The sequence below is a fragment of the bacterium genome (assembly GCA_029210545.1).
GTDB lineage: Bacteria > BMS3Abin14 > BMS3Abin14 > BMS3Abin14 > BMS3Abin14 > JARGFV01.
The window spans coordinates 1-15,934 of the sequence record JARGFV010000056.1 but is presented as its reverse complement, the minus strand read 5'-3'; the positions used below and the strand labels follow the sequence as shown (position 1 = coordinate 15,934).

Genomic DNA, 15,934 nt, shown 5'->3' with positions numbered 1-15,934 from the left:
TTCATCAATATCCAAACTGTTCCTTGGTTGTGCCCGGTGGTGGGAACTTGGTGTTATAATCCTTCGTTGTGTCAAGCCACCTGGACGCAGCCCGTTTATGCCGCCCTAACTCCTCCCTCGTCTCCAGCTTCGGCAGCCAGAAGATGACCTCGGTGTTGGGGGGAAGTTCTCCGGTTCTCGGTATTTTCGGATTGCTGATTCCAGTTTTTCCTCCGTAGTAACTGAAACCTCCCCCAAAGTTCCCGTACCCTTCCTTGTAAATGGAGATGAGCGGATAAGGTTTGAACCCGCTGAGCGGCCAGAAATTCAGGTAAAGCTTGGCGGGGATCTTAAAACGCCCCTCTTCGTCCGTCAGGGCCGCCTGGAAGCCGCGGTAATCGGTACTGCCGCCCTCCGCGATGCCGACCCAGTTCTGTTTCCAATACACGGCCACGACACCGGCCCCCTCGATGGGCTTGTCCGTCCCCTTCTCCAGCACCCGGCCCAGGTACGACGGATAGAGATGGGCCGGGGCGCAGCCGGAGATCACCTGGATGGCCGCGATGACGACGAGCAGTATCTTAAGCCGCTTCATGGGAACCTCAAAGTTCGTTAAGGAGTGGATCATGGGAATCGATTATGGTATTGATGCCGTTGGTGAACCCGAGAGTACTCTTCAGATACGTATTCAGATAGGCGTCATGAGTGAGGCTTTTTCCGACTATCTCTTCATGTGTTGATTTGGAGAAACCGTAGCCATTCGCCACAATACATACTACTGAAACCATCATTATTCCAAGAGGAATGAATATCTTTTTCATTGTTTTTTCCTTTCTTCGTATGGTCCTCCTGCCGCACGGCACAGGTCTCCTTCGCTGGCTTTCGCCTCCCTCATCAAAGGGGTCTTAATATCCCCTCGGTTATAATCACTGACATCCGAGAAGCGGCGTCTTATGAAAAATTCCTGTGCACAGTGTCCCATTCTCTCTTCCCAGGGCTGAAGAGGCACCCTCATCCCGTAACGGGTAGGATGGATCGTCCTGTCGCTTCCCCATTGGCTCTTTCCGTCGAAATTGTATCTGCTGTTCCATACGACGTAACCCTCATTCCACACCGTCACCGAAGGGTAGGAAAAAAGAAGCATGGTAGGCCGGAACACCACAAACCAGCCCCGTCGCGACACCGTCTCTGTCACAGTGTCCATTTGAATCGTCCCGCCCTCGGGTGGCAGCGGTAGGGGAATCCAATCCCACTTCCAGTGGGCCATGATCACGACTCCATCAAGGGGCTCGCCTGTATCGGCGTCCGTTACTCGACCAACCACTGTGCCGGTGAGGATACTCGCAATGAGATAAAGACCAATTAGAGAGGCCACAATCCAGTGCCTCCGGATCGTTTTCCAGAGCACGTTCATCTTGTCAGTTGTCCGTGACATGGACTCTCCTAGAATTTATGGATCCGCCAGATACCGTCAGGATCCCGCATGAAATACAGGTAGTAAGTGACCAATTGACCGTTTTCCTCACGCCGCAACCGATACTTGGCAGAATCCCCTTTGACATAGATGATCTCAATATCCGCCATGTCGGCGGCCATCTGAGGGAGAGCTGACTGGATGGTAGTGAATATTTTCTGGTATCTGTCCGCCGAATAGGGGGAGAACTTGTCCACTGCACCTTCGATGTCGCTGTTCGACAGTTCGCCCCTGAAGTCGTTCCATCTTCCTGTAAACAGCGCGTCGGCTACTGTCCGGTCCTGTACGGTCACCGTAGTAAATCCGGTGCGCTCGATCCCGCCGACGTCAACCACAACAACTTCTGCGGTGAAAACACCCATATAGGTGTAGGTGAATTGGACGGAACTATCTGTCGTCCGCGTCTCATCAACCGTACCGTTACCATCCAGGTCGTAGCGATACTCTACGGCCTCGATCCCCCTTACATCGGGGGAGAAGGAAACTGTTAATGGAGGTACGCCGGAATTGATGTTGGAGGAAAGTTCAACCGATGGGCTTTCTCCGGTGGTCGTCACTTCCACCGTTGCCGTAACTGTAATGTATTCGAAGGTCGCAATAGTCGCTGTCAATGTGTTGGTGCCCGTTACAAGTGGAATGTTTGAGGCTACGAAGAATTGTCCTGACAGGTCGGCAGGAACGCCGTCCACCTCTATCCCCACATCGTCGGTGTAGGCCTCCCACATCCCCTGGACGGTGGCCTTATTCGCGTCCAGACTGCTTCCCACGGCAGGCTCCGTCACCTGGACATCCAGCAAATACACCCCGTTTATGGAAATGGTGATATACGATGACGGGATGCTCCTGACCTCCACCTCCAGGACGTTCTCACCCTTGTTCACATAGGGAGCAAGGTCTCTTTCAAGGTAAGTCACCTGTTGGTTCAGGTCCGAGACCTTGATCACCGTAAACCCGTTCACCTTCACCACAGCCGCCGAGGCGAGGCTGTCGCCCGCGGCGCTGCCGTTTTCCAAGGCCAGAGTGAAGCTCCCCTTGATGGTGGGGATGACGAAGGTCCTCACCGCAACGTCAGGCCCTCCTGCGTCCCGGGAAAACCTCTCCGGTTCGAACAGGGGCAACGTCACCGTGTTCGAGGCGAATGCGCCGGTACAACGGCCGGGATCGTAAACAAGGCCGCCATTGCGATCACCCACATGGCCAGATTACAGCCAAGCTTATTGCGGGTTCCGGACTTTGTCAAAAAATGGTCAAATATAACAAGGGATTATGCACACGACCGTGTGCAACAGGCGGTGAAACTGATGGGCATAATAGGCTACGGAGGACAAGCCGGTCAGGAATCAGGAGATCCAGTGCACCGGTGCACATGCGCACTATAAAACCGGCAATCCTCAACCCTTCTCCCTCCTCATTGTTTCCTTTCCACTTTCCACTTTCCACTTTCCACTTTCCCCTTTACTGTAACCCCCATGCTGGCCATTTTACTCATCGCGGTCATCTTCGGCTCCGGTCTCCTGGGCATGATGGGTCTCGGCGGCGGGATCGTTTACGTTCCCCTGCTTTCCTGGTGGGGCCTTGACTTCGCTACAGGCGCCATCCCCCTGAGCCTTTTCCTCGGGATCGCGACCAGTTCCAGCGCAGCCTATACATACTACCGGAACGGGCTGGTTCAGACGAAAACCAGCCTTACGGCCGCGTCCACCGTCCTTCTCGGGGCCCCGGCGGGAGCCTGGGCCATGACGGTCATTCCAACCGGAGTTGTAAAGGTCCTGTTCTCGGCGGCGGCGGGCTATGTCGTCTATAGCATCTTTTCGACCCGCGACCCGGTGGACAGATCGGCCCCCCTGACGGTCTATCGAGCATGGGTCATCCTGACCATCGGATTTTTCGTGGGATTTTTCAGCGGACTGCTGGGGATCGGCGGCGGGTTCCTCCTCGTTTCGTTCCTCCTGGCCACCGGGTTCCCGACCAGGCAGGCAGTGGCCACGTCATCCCTCGTGGTGGTGGTCTCCGCGACAGCGGCCTTCCTGTCCCATCTGCCCCACGCCGACTTCCCCATTCCGACCGCTCTCCTCCTTGCCGCGGCCGCCCTGACAGGTTCCAGGCTGGGGGGACTCTGGGTCACGCACTACGCTCGTCCCAGGACCCTGAGGATCATCGTGGGAGCCATCATCCTGGTTATTTCGCTGAAAATGGGGTGGGATGGATTTTTCTCTCTCATGAAATGAGCAAAAAAATCCAGTGCCTGGTGTCCGGACTCCAGAACCGCAGACTCTGGGGTCTGGCTATTGGATACTGGATACTGCCCTTCTTGGCATAACTATGGCAATAATTATTGGTTTGAATGCAAAAAGGGCATTTTTTTGACCATTAATCAGCTTGTGGGCCCCGTTGGCTGGCAGATATCTGTCTAAGGAGCCGTTTTTGGAAACATTTTTCAACGAGGTTCTGGGACTGGGTTCCGATTTTATCGCCGAGTTCAGGTACATCTTCTGGTATTTCGCGGCAGGAGTGGCCCTGGAGGCCCTCGTTCGCACCTACGGGTGGCACATCAAGCTGCGCAGGACCCTTGAAAGACTGGGCGGAGGAGCCATCTGGCTGGCCGTGGGTATCGGCCTGTTCAGCCCCCTGTGTGCCTGCGGCATCCTGCCCCTGACCATCTCCATGATCCTGGCGGGGGTTCCTTTCGCCCCGGCCATGACCCTGCTGGTAACGAGCCCCCTCATGAGCCCCGCGGGGTATACCCTGACCGCCTGGGAACTCGGGCAGCAGTGGGCAGTGGTCAAGCTGGCGAGCGCCGCTATCATGGGTCTGTTCGCCGGCTATACGACCCTCTATTTCCAGCGGCGGGGCTGGTTCGAGATGGACAGGCTTTTCACCCGTGGGATCCCCAGGGGTGATTTCCACGACCCCGACTATCCCTGCGAAGACCTTCAGTGCGATTGCAGGAACCAGTTCAGCAAAAAGTACATCGAATCGCGCACGAGCAACAAGGCCGCTGTTTTTTTCGGAAAGTTCGTGGACGGGACCCTGAAGATCGGGAAGTTCGTTCTCCTCGGGGTATTCATCGAGGTGGTGGCCGCCCGGTACATTCCTTCCGAGTGGGTCGCCCCCCTGCTCACCAACACGTTCCCCCTCAGTATCCCCCTCATCACGGTGGCAGTGGTCCCCCTGCACATCAACCAGATCATGGCCTCGGCCATCCTCTATGGTTACGTGGACCTGCCCCTCGCCAAGGGCCCCGGGCTGGCCTTCCTCGTGGGAGGACCGGTGACCGCCATTCCCGTCATGGGGATCTTCCTGACTTTCTTTGCCCGCAGGGTGTTCTTCCTGTACCTCGGGATCTGCCTCGTCGGGACAATCACCATGGCGTACGGATATCATTATCTGTTTTGAGAAACACCTGGCGCGAAGCACAAAGAGCGAAGAACGAAGAAAATCCTCACTTCGCACCTCGATCATCGCCCTGCACCTCGATCATCGCGCTTCGTACCGGCAAGAGATTGTAAACCTGGAAATTTGGGATCTGAGATATGAGAATAAGACCTGCCATCCTTCTTAGCCTCCTCACTCTGGCTGTATTTTCCTGCGCCGGCCCCCGCAGCGCAATCCTGCGGGGAACTGTCGACCAGCCCGTGGTGCTGGCCGGCGCCGTCACCGCCGACACGACCCTGTCGGGGATGGTCACCCTCTCCGAGGACCTCCTCGTCCCGGAGGGGATCACCCTGGCTTTTCAGCCGGGCACGAGGGTCACGGTCCTTGCCAGCGAGGGGACCCGCACCGACTCCCAGTTCGTGACCACGGGGACCGAGATCGTCGTCCGGGGGGTTCTCGTCCTCGAAGACACCGTCATCCGAACGGAAACGGGCACCAGGGGCTCGTGGGGCGGGATCGTCGCGGCAACCCCCGGTGCCGCCGTGACACTGGAACGTTCCACTGTTGCCGGAGCCCAGTACGGGCTCATGATGCTCGGCGGCACCGCCCGGGTAACGGGGTGCACCTTTACCGGCAACGAAGTGGGCATGGCCGCGGCCCTGGGAGCGTGGGTCATCCAGTCGGGCAACACCTACCGGGACAACGGGATAGCCACCGCCGCCTGGCACACGCTCAACCCCCTGAAAAGCCCATCAGACACTTTCGAGGGCAACGGCGACGGCGCCCTTTCCCTGACGGCTCAGCCGGTTGATGTCCATTACAGGGAGACCTTGCCCGTCACCCCTGACCGCCCTCCTGTCACCAGGCAGTACATGGGGGAAGTGGCCCTCACGGAGGACACCACCTGGTCCGGGACCGTGATCATCGACGGCCAGGTGGCCGTTCCTCCGGAAGTCACCCTCGAGATCGGACCCGGCACCCACGTGCTCTTCACCTTCAGGGACACCAACGGTGACGGCCTTGGAGAAAGCTGGATCGTCGTCCAGGGGACGGTGAAGGTTCTCGGCGAGGAGGACGCCTGGGTTCTATTCGACTCCGAAGAGCCTGGAGCCTCGCCGGGGGTTTGGGACAGCCTGAGCGTCATCGCCTCCGACTCGCCTGACAACGTGGTGAACAATGCGATCTTCCGTCACGGGGTCAAGGCGTTCCACAGCCATTTTTCAAAGGCGCGCTTTTCCAACGTCATTTTCGAGGACAACCTTCGCGGGGTCCAGTTCCAGGAGTCGGCCGGGACCGTCATCGACCGGGCTTTTTTCCGCCGCAACCAGAGCGGGGCCCGGTTCCGGGACAGCGAGGTCACCCTCACGAACATCGTCGCCGAGGACAACGTGGCCGGGATCAATTTCCTCCGGTCGAAGGTGGCGGTATCAGATCTCGTGGTCACCGGCAGTTTCGCCGAGAGTTTCGTGTCCAGGGAATCGGAGACGACCCTCACCAGGGCTGTCATCAGCGGCAACGTGAGGGGCCCGCGTTTCAAGGGAGCCGGGGAGAAGGTCACCATCCGCGAGTCCATGGTGCGGGGCAACCTGACGGAAGGGCTGTCCTTCAACAGCGTCGATGGCCGGGTCATCTACAGTGACCTTTCCCAAAACGGCTTTACGGGTCTATCCGTCACCGACGCCCCGGTGCGAGTCGAAATGAGCCGGCTTGCCGGCAACGGCCGGTTCGACGTGGACAACAACGGATCAACCGGTATCGACGCCAGTGGATGCGATTGGGGGGTCGGCGGCCCTCCCGACCCGGCCAGGATCTACGACGGTCAGGACGAGGAGGGGATCGGGTCTGTCATCACCGATGAACCACTGACATTCTCCCTGGCCTTTCCCGGCACCGGGGTGCCCACGGGTCCTTATGCGGGGAGACTTCTCATCGCAGGGGACGTCCCCACACCAACAGACAAGCCCGTGTCCCTCAGGCATGGGGCCAGGATATGGTTCTCCCCCGTCGAGGCCGACTCCCTCTTCGACCTGTGCTCCGACCATCCCGGCTTCCCCTCCTCGGAGCTCATCGTGAGCGGCAGGATCGATGCTGTCGGGACCGCCAACGAACCGATCCACTTCTCCCAGGCAGGGCCGGCATCCGTCGAAGGCGTCAAGTGGGGAAGCGTCAACCTGCTCAACGGAAAGGGAGGCCGGTTCGAAAACTGCGTGTTCACGAACGCCTCGACCGGCATACACGCCAGGGAGGCGGGGGACGTGGTTGTCCGGGACTGCGCCTTCGAGAGGAACAACGTGGGGCTTCGCTTTTCCAGCACGAACATGTCGGTCAGGGACAACGCCTTCCGCTACAACGACGCCGGTCTGAGGTTCCACGAGTTCGGGGGCACCGTTGAGGGGAACACATTCCAAGGGAACAACACCGCGATCTTCGTCACGGACAACCCGGAGAACGTGGCCTTGAAAAACAACACCTTCTCGGAAAGCCGCGACTACCACGTCAAGCTGGGGATCCACGTTACGGAGGACGTGGAGGTCGAGGGCGGAGCTTTCGACCTGCCCAAGGGGAAGGTTCTGGGAGATGTCATCTTCGACAAGGAGGATGACGGGGATTTGGGACGTGTGGTCATTGTCCCGTGAGTGCGTTTGTGCGTACGTGAGTGACAATCATATCGCATACACGCTCCACGCTTCACGCACACACGTTCAAACCACTCCCACCTTCGGGCATAGAACACTGACCGGGCACTCTTCGCACTTCGCCCTTCGCGCTGAGCACTTGTCTCTTCCCAGAAAGATCAGTTCACTGGAAAAGGGCATCCAGCGCCCGGGCGGCAAAAGGGCGTTGATATCCTTTTCGATCTTCTCCGGGTCCTTGTTTTCCGTAAGCCCCATTCGGTTCGATAACCGCTTGACGTGGGTGTCCACCACCACACCCGGGATCCCTTCGGCGATGCCCAGGACCAGGTTGCCCGTCTTGCGCCCCACCCCGGGCAGGGTGACCATCTCCTCCAGCGTACTGGGCACCTCTCCCCCGAACTTTTCAACGATAGCCTTGCAGCACCCCTGGATCGACTTTGCCTTCTGCCGGTAGAAGCCGGTTGAGAAGATCATCTGCTCCAGTTCCCGGAGGTCGGCGCCGGCGAACGCCTTCGCGTCCGGGTATTTCTCGAAGAGAGCCGGGGTCACCATGTTCACCTGACCGTCGGTGCACTGGGCGGAAAGGATGGTAGCGACCAGAAGCTGGAGGGTGTTATGAAATTTGAGAGCCGTGTCGTTGGGGTAGAGTCCGGCGAGGATAGCGTCGATGGCCACTGCTCGCTCGGATCTCTTTTTCATGCTTTCAGCCATATGACCTTACTTTCTGGATTTTACCGGTAGAGTAGCCGAGTAAACCATCAAGTCATTCCGGGCGAAGTAAAACGAAGACCCGGAATCCAGCATTGTCTGTCATTGCGGGTCACGCCGACTTGTCGCGGCGTAGTCACGCCTTTTGCGTGACGAAGACGGATGGCGTGCCGAAGCAATCCCGGGATCGCTTCACGTGGTTAATGGTTCGCGATGACAACATGACTTTTTCCTGGTTCTCTGGGCGTCTCCGAGTCTCTGCGTGAGGCCGCCTTTGCTGCTCTTACACGAACCGCGCCTTCCCCTGAACCCTGGCGCAAAGCGCCCTTCGACAAGCTCAGGACAAGCATAGCGCCCTTCGATTTTCTCTGTGTTAATGCTTTTGCCGCTTTTGCAGGAAATACGCCTTCAGCTCTTCAGCTGACAGGCAGTTCAGCACGTCCCCCTTCTCCAGCCACCCCTTCCTCGCCGCGCCCAGGCCGTAAAAGGTGTAAGCCAACTCTGCGGTGCTGTGGGCGTCCGGGCAGATGGCGATCCTCATCCCCAGTTCCTTCGCCCTGGGAAGGAGCCGCCAGTCGATGTCCAGGCGGTAGGGGTGAGCGTTGAGCTCGATGGACTTGCCGTTTTTGGCCGCGCACTCGAGAACCCGGTCCATGTCCACGGCGTAGGGCTCACGGGCCAGCAGCAGCCGCCCCGTGGGGTGCCCAAGGATGTCCAGCCAGGGGTTCTCCAGGGCCCGGCAGATGCGGTCGGTCATCTGCTCTTCCTTCATGGTGAAGCTGGAATGGACCGAGCCGATGACAAAATCGAAGGAGGCAAGGATCTCCTCCGGGTAGTCCAGGGAGCCGTCTGGAAGGATGTCTGATTCAATGCCTTTATAAACGACAAAACCTTCGTTTTTGTCGTTTATCTTGTCGATCACGGCAAATTCCTGTTTTACCCGCCCGGGTTCAAGACCTCTTGCGTATCTTGCTGACTGGGAGTGTTCCGTCACCCCGATGTACGAAAGGCCCAGGTCCCTCGCCGCTGCGACCATCTCCTCCAGGGTGGCCGTCCCGTCGCTGGCCACGGTGTGCATGTGGAGAGCGCCCCGGATATCGCCCGGTTCAACGAGCACCGGCAGGGTGCCGGCCCCGGCCGCCGGGATCTCCCCCATCTCCTCGCGAAGCTCGGGGGGGATAAAGGCCAGTCCCAGCCGTTCGTAGATGGCAGCCTCGTCCCTGCAGGGCACGTTCTTTTCCCCGTCGAACAGGCCGTACTCGTTGGACTTGAGACCCATCTTCCTGGCCCTTTCGCGCAGGGCGATGTTGTGCTCCTTGCTCCCGGTAAAGTGCTGCCAGGCGTAGGGAAACGACTCCGGCGGAACCACTCTCAGGTCCAGGTTGACCCCCGACCTGAGGCGAGCCGTCAGCCTGGTGTCGCCGCGGGCGGTGACCTCTCCCGCCAGCTCGTGCGCGGCCACCGCATCCATGAGAGGCTCGCTCTTTCCCGAGGCCACCAGGTCGATGTCCTTGACGATCTCCTTGCGGCGGCGAAGGGAGCCGGCCACCTCCACCTGTCTGGTTCCCTTGACCTTCCTCAGGGCTTCGACGATGGCATCAGCCTGGGGCTGGACCGTATCGGCCAGGTAGCGGCCGGCGTAGGCGATGAGGCCGGCGATCCCCTTGAGGATGTTTTCCTGGGTCTTCGCTCCGAAGCCGGGCAGGGTCAGGAGGCGGTTCTCCCCGCAGGCGTACTCCAGCTCTCCCACCGAGGTGACATCGAGCTCATCCATGAGTACCCTGATCTTTTTCGGGCCGAGGCCGGGGATGCGCAGAAGCTCCAGGACCCCTTCCGGGAAGCGGGAGCGCAGCTCAAGCAGGAAGGGCGGGTCGTCCGACCCGAGAAGTTCTGCGATGTGGGCGGCGATATTGGTCCCGATCCCCTTGACGGAGCGGATGGAGCCGTCGGTCACGGCCTCGGCCAGGTCCCCGGCGAAAGCGCGGACGATGCGCGACGCGTTGTGGTAGGCCCTGATGCGGAAGGGGTTGTCCCCGGCAAGCTCCATGAGGACGGCCGCCTCTTCCAGGGCGTTGGATATGGCTTTTTTGTCCATCTGCGAAATATAACATATTTCACGGATGAGGTTTCCGGGAACCAGCTTCTTCTTAGATTTATACCGTCCATGTTGTATAATTCATCCTGTAATGGTGACTGAAACCAAAGATCGCGTCCTCAAAATCTTCGGGATCCTGCGCCAGCTCGAGGCGGCCATGGCCAGGTACTACCTTTCCTGCTCCGAGGTTGTGCTATGATAACTTTATGAAAAACAAGGTGATAAAAATCGGGAAGGTCCGCCTCGAGGACCAGGGAAAGGAGACGGACCTGGACAGAACTACTCCGGCCGAGAGGGTCGCGATGGTGCATGTCATGACCAGGAACGCATGGGCCTTCCGGGGGATCGACATTGATCAGCAGCGATTACAAAAACATATTGTCCGCTTTCGACGGCTGGGAAGTTAAATACCTCGTCGTTGGTGCTCACGCCATGGTTTTCCATGGAGTTGCCAGGTCGACCGGGGATATTGATCTGTGGTGAAGTGCGACACTTTGAATGCAGATATCGAGGATTCCCGAGGGGCGATAACGCAGCAGATGAACCCTTATTGGAAACCGCATAGTCCTTATGAGCGCTAACCTCTCCCCGATGTACCTGGAAGCCGAAGAACAGTTCCGCTCGGCCACCACCCCTGACGCGAAACTCGAAGCCCTCGACAAGATGCTTCGTCTCATCCCCAAGCACAAGGGGACCGAGAAGATGCAGTCGGACATAAAAAAGCGTATCGCCAAGTGGAAGAACCTGTCGGAGCAGGCGAAGAAAAAAGGCAGCAAGAGGGTCGACCTGTCCCACGTTCCCAGGGAAGGGGCAGCCCAGGCGGCGGTCATCGGTCCCGTGAACACGGGAAAATCCTCCCTCATCTCGATCCTGACCAACCTGGAACCCGCCATCGCCGATTACCCGTTCACCACCCGCATGCCCCAGCCCGGCATGATGTTCCACCACGGCATCCCCATCCAGCTCATCGACACCCCGGCCCTGGACCCCAGCGTCACGGAACGCTGGATCTCCGGCCTCATCCGGAACGCGGATATCGCCGTCGTCGTCCTTGATCTTGCCCGGGAAGATCTCATCGAGCAGTGGGAGGCCGCCCACGCCGTCCTGAACGACCTGAAGATCCGCCTCATCGAACCGGGCGGGGAAAAAACATACCAGGAGGACGGGTGGGTCCTCGTCCCGGCCATCTACCTGGGCAACAAGTGCGCCATGGGCGAAGCCGACGAAAGGCTGGCCATCCTGAGGGAGCTTTTCGACGACCTGCCGGAGATCCACCCCGTGTCGGCCAGAACCGGCACCGGGCTTGAGAGGTTCAAGGACCTGGTACATAGCTCCCTTCGCCTCATCAGGGTCTTTTCCAAGCCGCCCGGCAAGGAGCCTGACCTCACCCAGCCTTTCGTGGTCACAAAGGGCGCCACCGTTTCGGAACTGGCTACCCTGGTCCACAAGGAGCTGGCCCAGAGGATGAAGTTCGGCAGGGTCTGGGGTGAGCAGGTCTACGACGGGCAGAGGGTGGCGATGGACTACGAACTTAATGATGGCGATATAGTAGAGTTAAACGATTAAGAACCATGCCATATCGCCATCATTAAGTTCGAGAGATAGGGGATAAGGGATACGAGATAAGGAAATTCTACAGGCTGTACCTTAAGTCCAGGTATTCACTTATCTCCTGGAACTGATTTTCCTAATCACCTATCTCTTATCTCTTGGCACTGCGACCACTGTCAACCGATTGGACTTATAATTGAAAAAATCGTTCGCAACTTGCATATTCATCCTGTCGCTCACCCTGGCAATATTCCCGGCAAAGGCCCAGTCCAATCGGTTGACAGTGGTCGCCTCCGTTTTCCCCCTCTACGAATTTGCCCGGGAGGTGGCGGGACCATTTGCGGACGTGCGCATCCTGCTCCCTGCCGGTGTAGAGCCCCACTCCTGGGAGCCGAAACCGTCGGACATCGTTTTTCTCTCCAGGGCCGACATCTTTCTTTACGTCGGTGAATCCATGGAGCCATGGGCTCACGATCTTGTCGGCGCGGTGAAGGGGAAAGGGCTTGAGAGTGTTGAGATCATGGACAGCTCCGGCTTTGCCGGGGACGACGGACCGGACAGTTCGAAGAGTATCGTTAATGGTGGGCATGATCAGGGGAGTGATCCCCATTTCTGGCTGGACCTTGCACAGGCTGCGCGGGCAGTCCGGATAACGGGGAAGATCCTTTCGGCAAAAGACCCGGGCAACGGGGAAATCTACACTTCGCGTGCCGCACAGTACGCCCGTCGGCTCGAGGAACTGGATATGGCCTTCGAGCTGGGCCTTTCGCGCTGCTCCAGCACAACCCTGGTCACCGGCGGACATGCCGCCTTCGGTCACCTTGCTAAACGTTACGGGTTGACCCAGGTGTCCATCTACGGGCTCAGCCCGGACACCGAACCCAGTGCCAGGCACATGGCCGCTGTGATAAAACAGGTCAGGGAACTCAACGTGAACACCGTTTTTTTCGAGGAGACGGTGAACCCGGAGCTTGCCAGGGTCCTTTCCCGGGAGACCGGAGCCGGGATGCTTTCCCTTAATCCCGTTTCGAACCTCACCTCTGCCCAGTGGCAAAGCGGCACGGCTTTAACCGATCTCATGGAGCAGAACCTGAAAAGCCTGCGGGAGGGGTTATCCTGTGAATGATCCGGATGTCCTGTTCGACCTGGACAAGATCAGTTTCCGGCACGGCAGCGAGCAGATCCTCGACTCGGTGACCCTTGAGGTCCACCGGGGGGATTTCCTGGCGCTCCTCGGCCCCAACGGATCGGGTAAATCCACTCTCATCAGGATCATGCTGGGGCTGGCCAGACCCGATTCCGGGTCGATCCGGATCATGGGGAGGGACCTCAACGAGTTCACCGCCTGGGACCGCATCGGCTATGTCCCCCAGAAGGCCACCGACCTTGATCCCTTCTTCCCCGCCTCGGTGAGGGAGGTGGTGGCCATGGGCCTGCTTCCCCACAAGAGGTGGCCCAGGTTCCTTTCAAAGGGAGACGGGGGCGTCATCGACAAGGCCCTGGATCTCATGGAGATGCGGCAGTACAAGAACCGGCGGGTCTGGGCTCTTTCGGGAGGGCAGCAGCAGCGGGTGTTCATCGCACGTGCCCTGGTCACCCAACCGGAGGTCCTGGTCCTGGACGAACCGACCACCGGTGTGGACGGCGCGACCCAGAAACGGTTTTACGACATGCTCGAACGGGTGAACAGGGAAAAGGGGGTCACCATGGTCCTGGTGACCCACGACATCGGGGTGGTCACCAAGCACGTCAACAAGGTCGCGTGCCTGAACCAGAAGCTGATCTTTCACGGAAGCCACGACGATTTCTGCGAATCCGAGCAGGCGATCACGCTCTTCGGCCCGGAAAGCCACCTGATCTGCCACAGGCATTGATAAACCAGAAGGAGGAATGAGGAAGGAGGGAGGAGGAAGAAAGGCACAGGCTCTGCCTCTGCAATATTCATCCTTCATCCTTCACTATTCCAGAACTAATGGAAATTTTCCAATTCGCATTCATGCAACGAGCCTTTGCCGCCGGGCTTCTCATCGCCCTGGCGTGCAGCGTTCTCGGGGTCTTCCTGGTCCTGCGGCGGGAGGCCATGCTGGGGCACGGCCTTGCCCACGTCACCTTCGGAGGAGTGGCGCTAGGCCTTCTCCTCGGCATCTCTCCCATCTGGACAGCCCTCGTCGTGGCGGTCCTGGCCTCCGGCCTCCTCCTGAAGCTGAGAGAAACGATGGGCCTGCACGGGGACACCGCCATCGGCATCGTCTCTTCCGTGGGTTTCGCCCTCGGGGTGGTTATCGCCAGCGCATCCGGCCGGTTCAGCGTTGAGCTGTTCTCCTACCTCTTCGGGAACATCCTCGCCATCAGTACCGGCGAGGTCTTCTCCTCGGTGATCCTGGCTGGAGTGGTCATCGTCACGGTGGCCCTTAACTACAACGATCTGGTCTCCATCACCTTCGACAACGAGTTGGCGAAGAGTTCGGGCATCCCGGTGGCCAGGCTGGACCTGCTCGTGGCGGTGCTGTCGGCCGTCACCGTGGTCCTGGCCATGAAGGTGGTCGGCCTGCTGCTGGTCGCGGCCCTCATCGTCATCCCGGCCGCGACCGCCCTGCAGCTCGCCCCCAATTTCCGGGCCGCCATCTTCCTCTCGTGTGCTGCCGGCATGGCTTCGGTCGCCGCCGGGCTGGTGGCAAGCTATTACCTGGACCTGCCCGCCTCGGGAAGCATCGTCTTGGTGGAAACGGTCCTGTTTATCGCGGCATGGATGGGAGCAAAATTTTTTAATAGCCATTGACACGCGAGTACGCGCCCTTCGACGCACTTCGCTTGCTCAGGACAGGCGGAGGAATGGATTCCTGGTCTTCGCCCGGAATGACGAAATTGAAGGAGGAATTTTCAATCGTCATTCCCGCGGAAGCGGGAATCCAGGATATTAGCACCCGCTACATGGTACATTATGGAATTTGGAATCTGGAATTGCATTCCCGAAAGGCGAGGTGAACCCTATGAGCGAGCATTCTGTAAAGGTCATGGAACTTATCCGGCGCACTCCTTCCGCGGCTACACTGCGCATGGAAAAACCGGAAGGCTTCACCTTCAAGCCTGGACAGTGGGGCTACTTCACCGTCCAGGGGGAAGATGGAGGGATCTCCCGCACCCTCTCCTTCTCCTCCTCACCCACGGAACCATACCTGGAGTTCACCAAGCGGATCAGCCAGTCTGATTTCAGTCAGGTTGTCGTCAAGTTGTCTCGCGGGGACAAGGTGACTTTCAGGGGGCCCATGGGGAACCTCATCTACGAGGGCGGCCTCGACAGGGCCACCTTCATCGCCGGGGGGATCGGAATCACTCCCATCAGGAGCATCCTGAAACATGCCGTGGACAAGGGCGTCACCGGGGAAAAATATCTGCTCTACGGAAACCTCGACGTCGAAGAGACCGCTTTTGCCGGGGAGATCGAGCAATGGGAAAAAGCGGACCCTGGACTTACGGTGGTTCACGTCCTGCAGAACCCGCCCGAGGGGTGGACGGGCTTTACGGGGTTCATCAACAGCCGCGTCATCCGGGAGTCGGTCCCGGACATCCCGGGCCAGACCTTCTACGTGTCCGGCCCCCCTCCCATGGTCCGGGCGGTCACCGGCGCCCTGGAGGAGCTGGGGATCAGGAAGGAAAGGGTCGTGACGGAGGAGCTGAAGGGGTACGAAGGGATGATCTGATGACAGCTTACCTGTCATCAGATCATCAGTGAACGGTTTACAGTTCCCAGTCAACAGTTAAGGCGATTACTCGAATACGGCTATTTGCATAAAGGAGGGGCGCCCGCAGGCGCCCCTCTCTGGAATCTGGAATCACAAAAAGGCGCTGTCAGCGCCTTTTTGTTTAGAGCCCCAGCCCCAGGTTCGCACCGGCGATGTAGTAGTCGCCCTTTTCCGCATAGGCGAAACCGAGATCCAGAAAACCGATACCCAGGCCGAAGTGCAGCAGGGTCGGCGCTCCCGAGATCCCCGAGTTATTGCTCATCCCCGCGCGCAGGGCGATGGCCCAGATGTCGAACTCCGCGCCCAGGGCCCACTCCTGGTACTTGGTGCCGCTCTCGTCATTCTCGGTGACGTCCAGGTCGGCAGCGACGGT

At 58.9% G+C, this 15,934-nt stretch carries 16 protein-coding genes; 9 read left to right on the top strand and 7 right to left on the bottom strand.

Features of this window, described 5'->3' with window-relative positions; translation table 11 throughout:
- Positions 1-4: 4 nt before the first annotated feature.
- The 4 genes from P1S46_07535 to P1S46_07520 are packed head-to-tail and all read right to left on the bottom strand — an operon-like array spanning position 5 to position 2,646.
- The gene (locus P1S46_07535; protein ID MDF1536338.1) at positions 5-574 is read right to left on the bottom strand and encodes a hypothetical protein; all 570 of its coding nucleotides are present in this window, start codon (positions 572-574) and stop codon (positions 5-7) included.
- Positions 575-581: 7 nt separating this feature from the next.
- On the bottom strand, positions 582-800 hold the full coding sequence (locus P1S46_07530; GenBank protein ID MDF1536337.1) for a hypothetical protein: 219 nt from the start codon (positions 798-800) through the stop codon (positions 582-584).
- Positions 797-1,414, bottom strand: coding sequence for a hypothetical protein (locus P1S46_07525; protein MDF1536336.1), 618 nt, complete (start codon positions 1,412-1,414; stop codon positions 797-799). The genes P1S46_07530 and P1S46_07525 overlap by 4 nt, the downstream gene beginning before the upstream one ends.
- 8 nt (positions 1,415-1,422) lie before the next feature.
- Positions 1,423-2,646 (bottom strand): hypothetical protein, encoded by a 1,224-nt coding sequence (locus P1S46_07520; GenBank protein ID MDF1536335.1) that lies wholly within the window; start codon positions 2,644-2,646, stop codon positions 1,423-1,425.
- Positions 2,647-2,922: 276 nt separating this feature from the next.
- Here P1S46_07520 and P1S46_07515 point away from each other — a divergent pair, with 276 nt between their 5' ends.
- The 3 genes from P1S46_07515 (at position 2,923) to P1S46_07505 (ending at position 7,464) form a co-directional block, all read left to right on the top strand.
- On the top strand, positions 2,923-3,681 hold the full coding sequence (locus P1S46_07515) for a sulfite exporter TauE/SafE family protein (GenBank protein ID MDF1536334.1): 759 nt from the start codon (positions 2,923-2,925) through the stop codon (positions 3,679-3,681).
- A gap of 196 nt (positions 3,682-3,877) precedes the next feature.
- Positions 3,878-4,849 carry a permease gene (locus P1S46_07510; GenBank protein MDF1536333.1) on the top strand — a complete coding sequence of 324 codons (972 nt, stop codon included), beginning with the start codon at positions 3,878-3,880 and terminating at the stop codon, positions 4,847-4,849.
- Positions 4,850-4,986: 137 nt separating this feature from the next.
- Positions 4,987-7,464, top strand: coding sequence for a right-handed parallel beta-helix repeat-containing protein (locus tag P1S46_07505; GenBank protein MDF1536332.1), 2,478 nt, complete (start codon positions 4,987-4,989; stop codon positions 7,462-7,464).
- Between the two features lie 66 nt (positions 7,465-7,530).
- On the opposite strand, the gene nth is transcribed toward P1S46_07505, so the two are convergent.
- Both nth and polX read right to left on the bottom strand, forming a co-directional pair.
- Entirely contained in the window at positions 7,531-8,163 is a 633-nt protein-coding gene (nth, locus tag P1S46_07500) for an endonuclease III (protein MDF1536331.1), read from the bottom strand.
- A 382-nt stretch (positions 8,164-8,545) separates the two neighbouring features.
- Entirely contained in the window at positions 8,546-10,267 is a 1,722-nt protein-coding gene (gene polX, locus P1S46_07495; protein ID MDF1536330.1) for a DNA polymerase/3'-5' exonuclease PolX, read from the bottom strand.
- 206 nt (positions 10,268-10,473) lie between these two features.
- On the opposite strand from polX, the gene P1S46_07490 reads away from it, so the two are divergent.
- From P1S46_07490 to P1S46_07465, 6 genes are all read left to right on the top strand, one after another.
- Positions 10,474-10,674: a hypothetical protein gene (locus tag P1S46_07490; protein MDF1536329.1), complete on the top strand. Its 201-nt coding sequence runs from the start codon at positions 10,474-10,476 to the stop codon at positions 10,672-10,674.
- A 163-nt stretch (positions 10,675-10,837) separates the two neighbouring features.
- A complete protein-coding gene (locus P1S46_07485) occupies positions 10,838-11,833 on the top strand; it encodes a TGS domain-containing protein (protein MDF1536328.1) in 996 nt (331 codons plus the stop codon).
- A 181-nt stretch (positions 11,834-12,014) separates the two neighbouring features.
- Positions 12,015-12,944, top strand: a complete 930-nt coding sequence (locus tag P1S46_07480; GenBank protein MDF1536327.1) for a zinc ABC transporter substrate-binding protein — start codon at positions 12,015-12,017, stop codon at positions 12,942-12,944.
- The gene (locus tag P1S46_07475; GenBank protein ID MDF1536326.1) at positions 12,937-13,692 is read left to right on the top strand and encodes a metal ABC transporter ATP-binding protein; all 756 of its coding nucleotides are present in this window, start codon (positions 12,937-12,939) and stop codon (positions 13,690-13,692) included. The genes P1S46_07480 and P1S46_07475 overlap by 8 nt, the downstream gene beginning before the upstream one ends.
- A 122-nt stretch (positions 13,693-13,814) precedes the next feature.
- On the top strand, positions 13,815-14,597 hold the full coding sequence (locus P1S46_07470; GenBank protein MDF1536325.1) for a metal ABC transporter permease: 783 nt from the start codon (positions 13,815-13,817) through the stop codon (positions 14,595-14,597).
- A gap of 211 nt (positions 14,598-14,808) precedes the next feature.
- Positions 14,809-15,519: a hypothetical protein gene (locus P1S46_07465; protein ID MDF1536324.1), complete on the top strand. Its 711-nt coding sequence runs from the start codon at positions 14,809-14,811 to the stop codon at positions 15,517-15,519.
- Between the two features lie 163 nt (positions 15,520-15,682).
- Here P1S46_07465 and P1S46_07460 read toward each other — a convergent pair.
- Positions 15,683-15,934: hypothetical protein (locus P1S46_07460; GenBank protein ID MDF1536323.1), on the bottom strand; the 252-nt coding region annotated here is incomplete at its 5' end.

Excerpts from the sequence above, each read along its gene's own strand:
- polX (MDF1536330.1), bottom strand. The coding sequence starts at position 10,267 with ATGGACAAAAAAGCCATATCCAACGCCCTGGAAGAGGCGGCCGTCCTC.
- P1S46_07490 (MDF1536329.1), top strand. The coding sequence starts at position 10,474 with ATGAAAAACAAGGTGATAAAAATCGGGAAGGTCCGCCTCGAGGACCAG.
- P1S46_07485 (MDF1536328.1), top strand. The coding sequence starts at position 10,838 with ATGAGCGCTAACCTCTCCCCGATGTACCTGGAAGCCGAAGAACAGTTC.
- P1S46_07470 (MDF1536325.1), top strand. The coding sequence starts at position 13,815 with ATGCAACGAGCCTTTGCCGCCGGGCTTCTCATCGCCCTGGCGTGCAGC.
- P1S46_07515 (MDF1536334.1), top strand. The coding sequence starts at position 2,923 with ATGCTGGCCATTTTACTCATCGCGGTCATCTTCGGCTCCGGTCTCCTG.
- P1S46_07505 (MDF1536332.1), top strand. The coding sequence starts at position 4,987 with ATGAGAATAAGACCTGCCATCCTTCTTAGCCTCCTCACTCTGGCTGTA.
- P1S46_07535 (MDF1536338.1), bottom strand. The coding sequence starts at position 574 with ATGAAGCGGCTTAAGATACTGCTCGTCGTCATCGCGGCCATCCAGGTG.
- nth (MDF1536331.1), bottom strand. The coding sequence starts at position 8,163 with ATGAAAAAGAGATCCGAGCGAGCAGTGGCCATCGACGCTATCCTCGCC.
- P1S46_07465 (MDF1536324.1), top strand. The coding sequence starts at position 14,809 with ATGAGCGAGCATTCTGTAAAGGTCATGGAACTTATCCGGCGCACTCCT.
- P1S46_07530 (MDF1536337.1), bottom strand. The coding sequence starts at position 800 with ATGAAAAAGATATTCATTCCTCTTGGAATAATGATGGTTTCAGTAGTA.
- P1S46_07525 (MDF1536336.1), bottom strand. The coding sequence starts at position 1,414 with ATGTCACGGACAACTGACAAGATGAACGTGCTCTGGAAAACGATCCGG.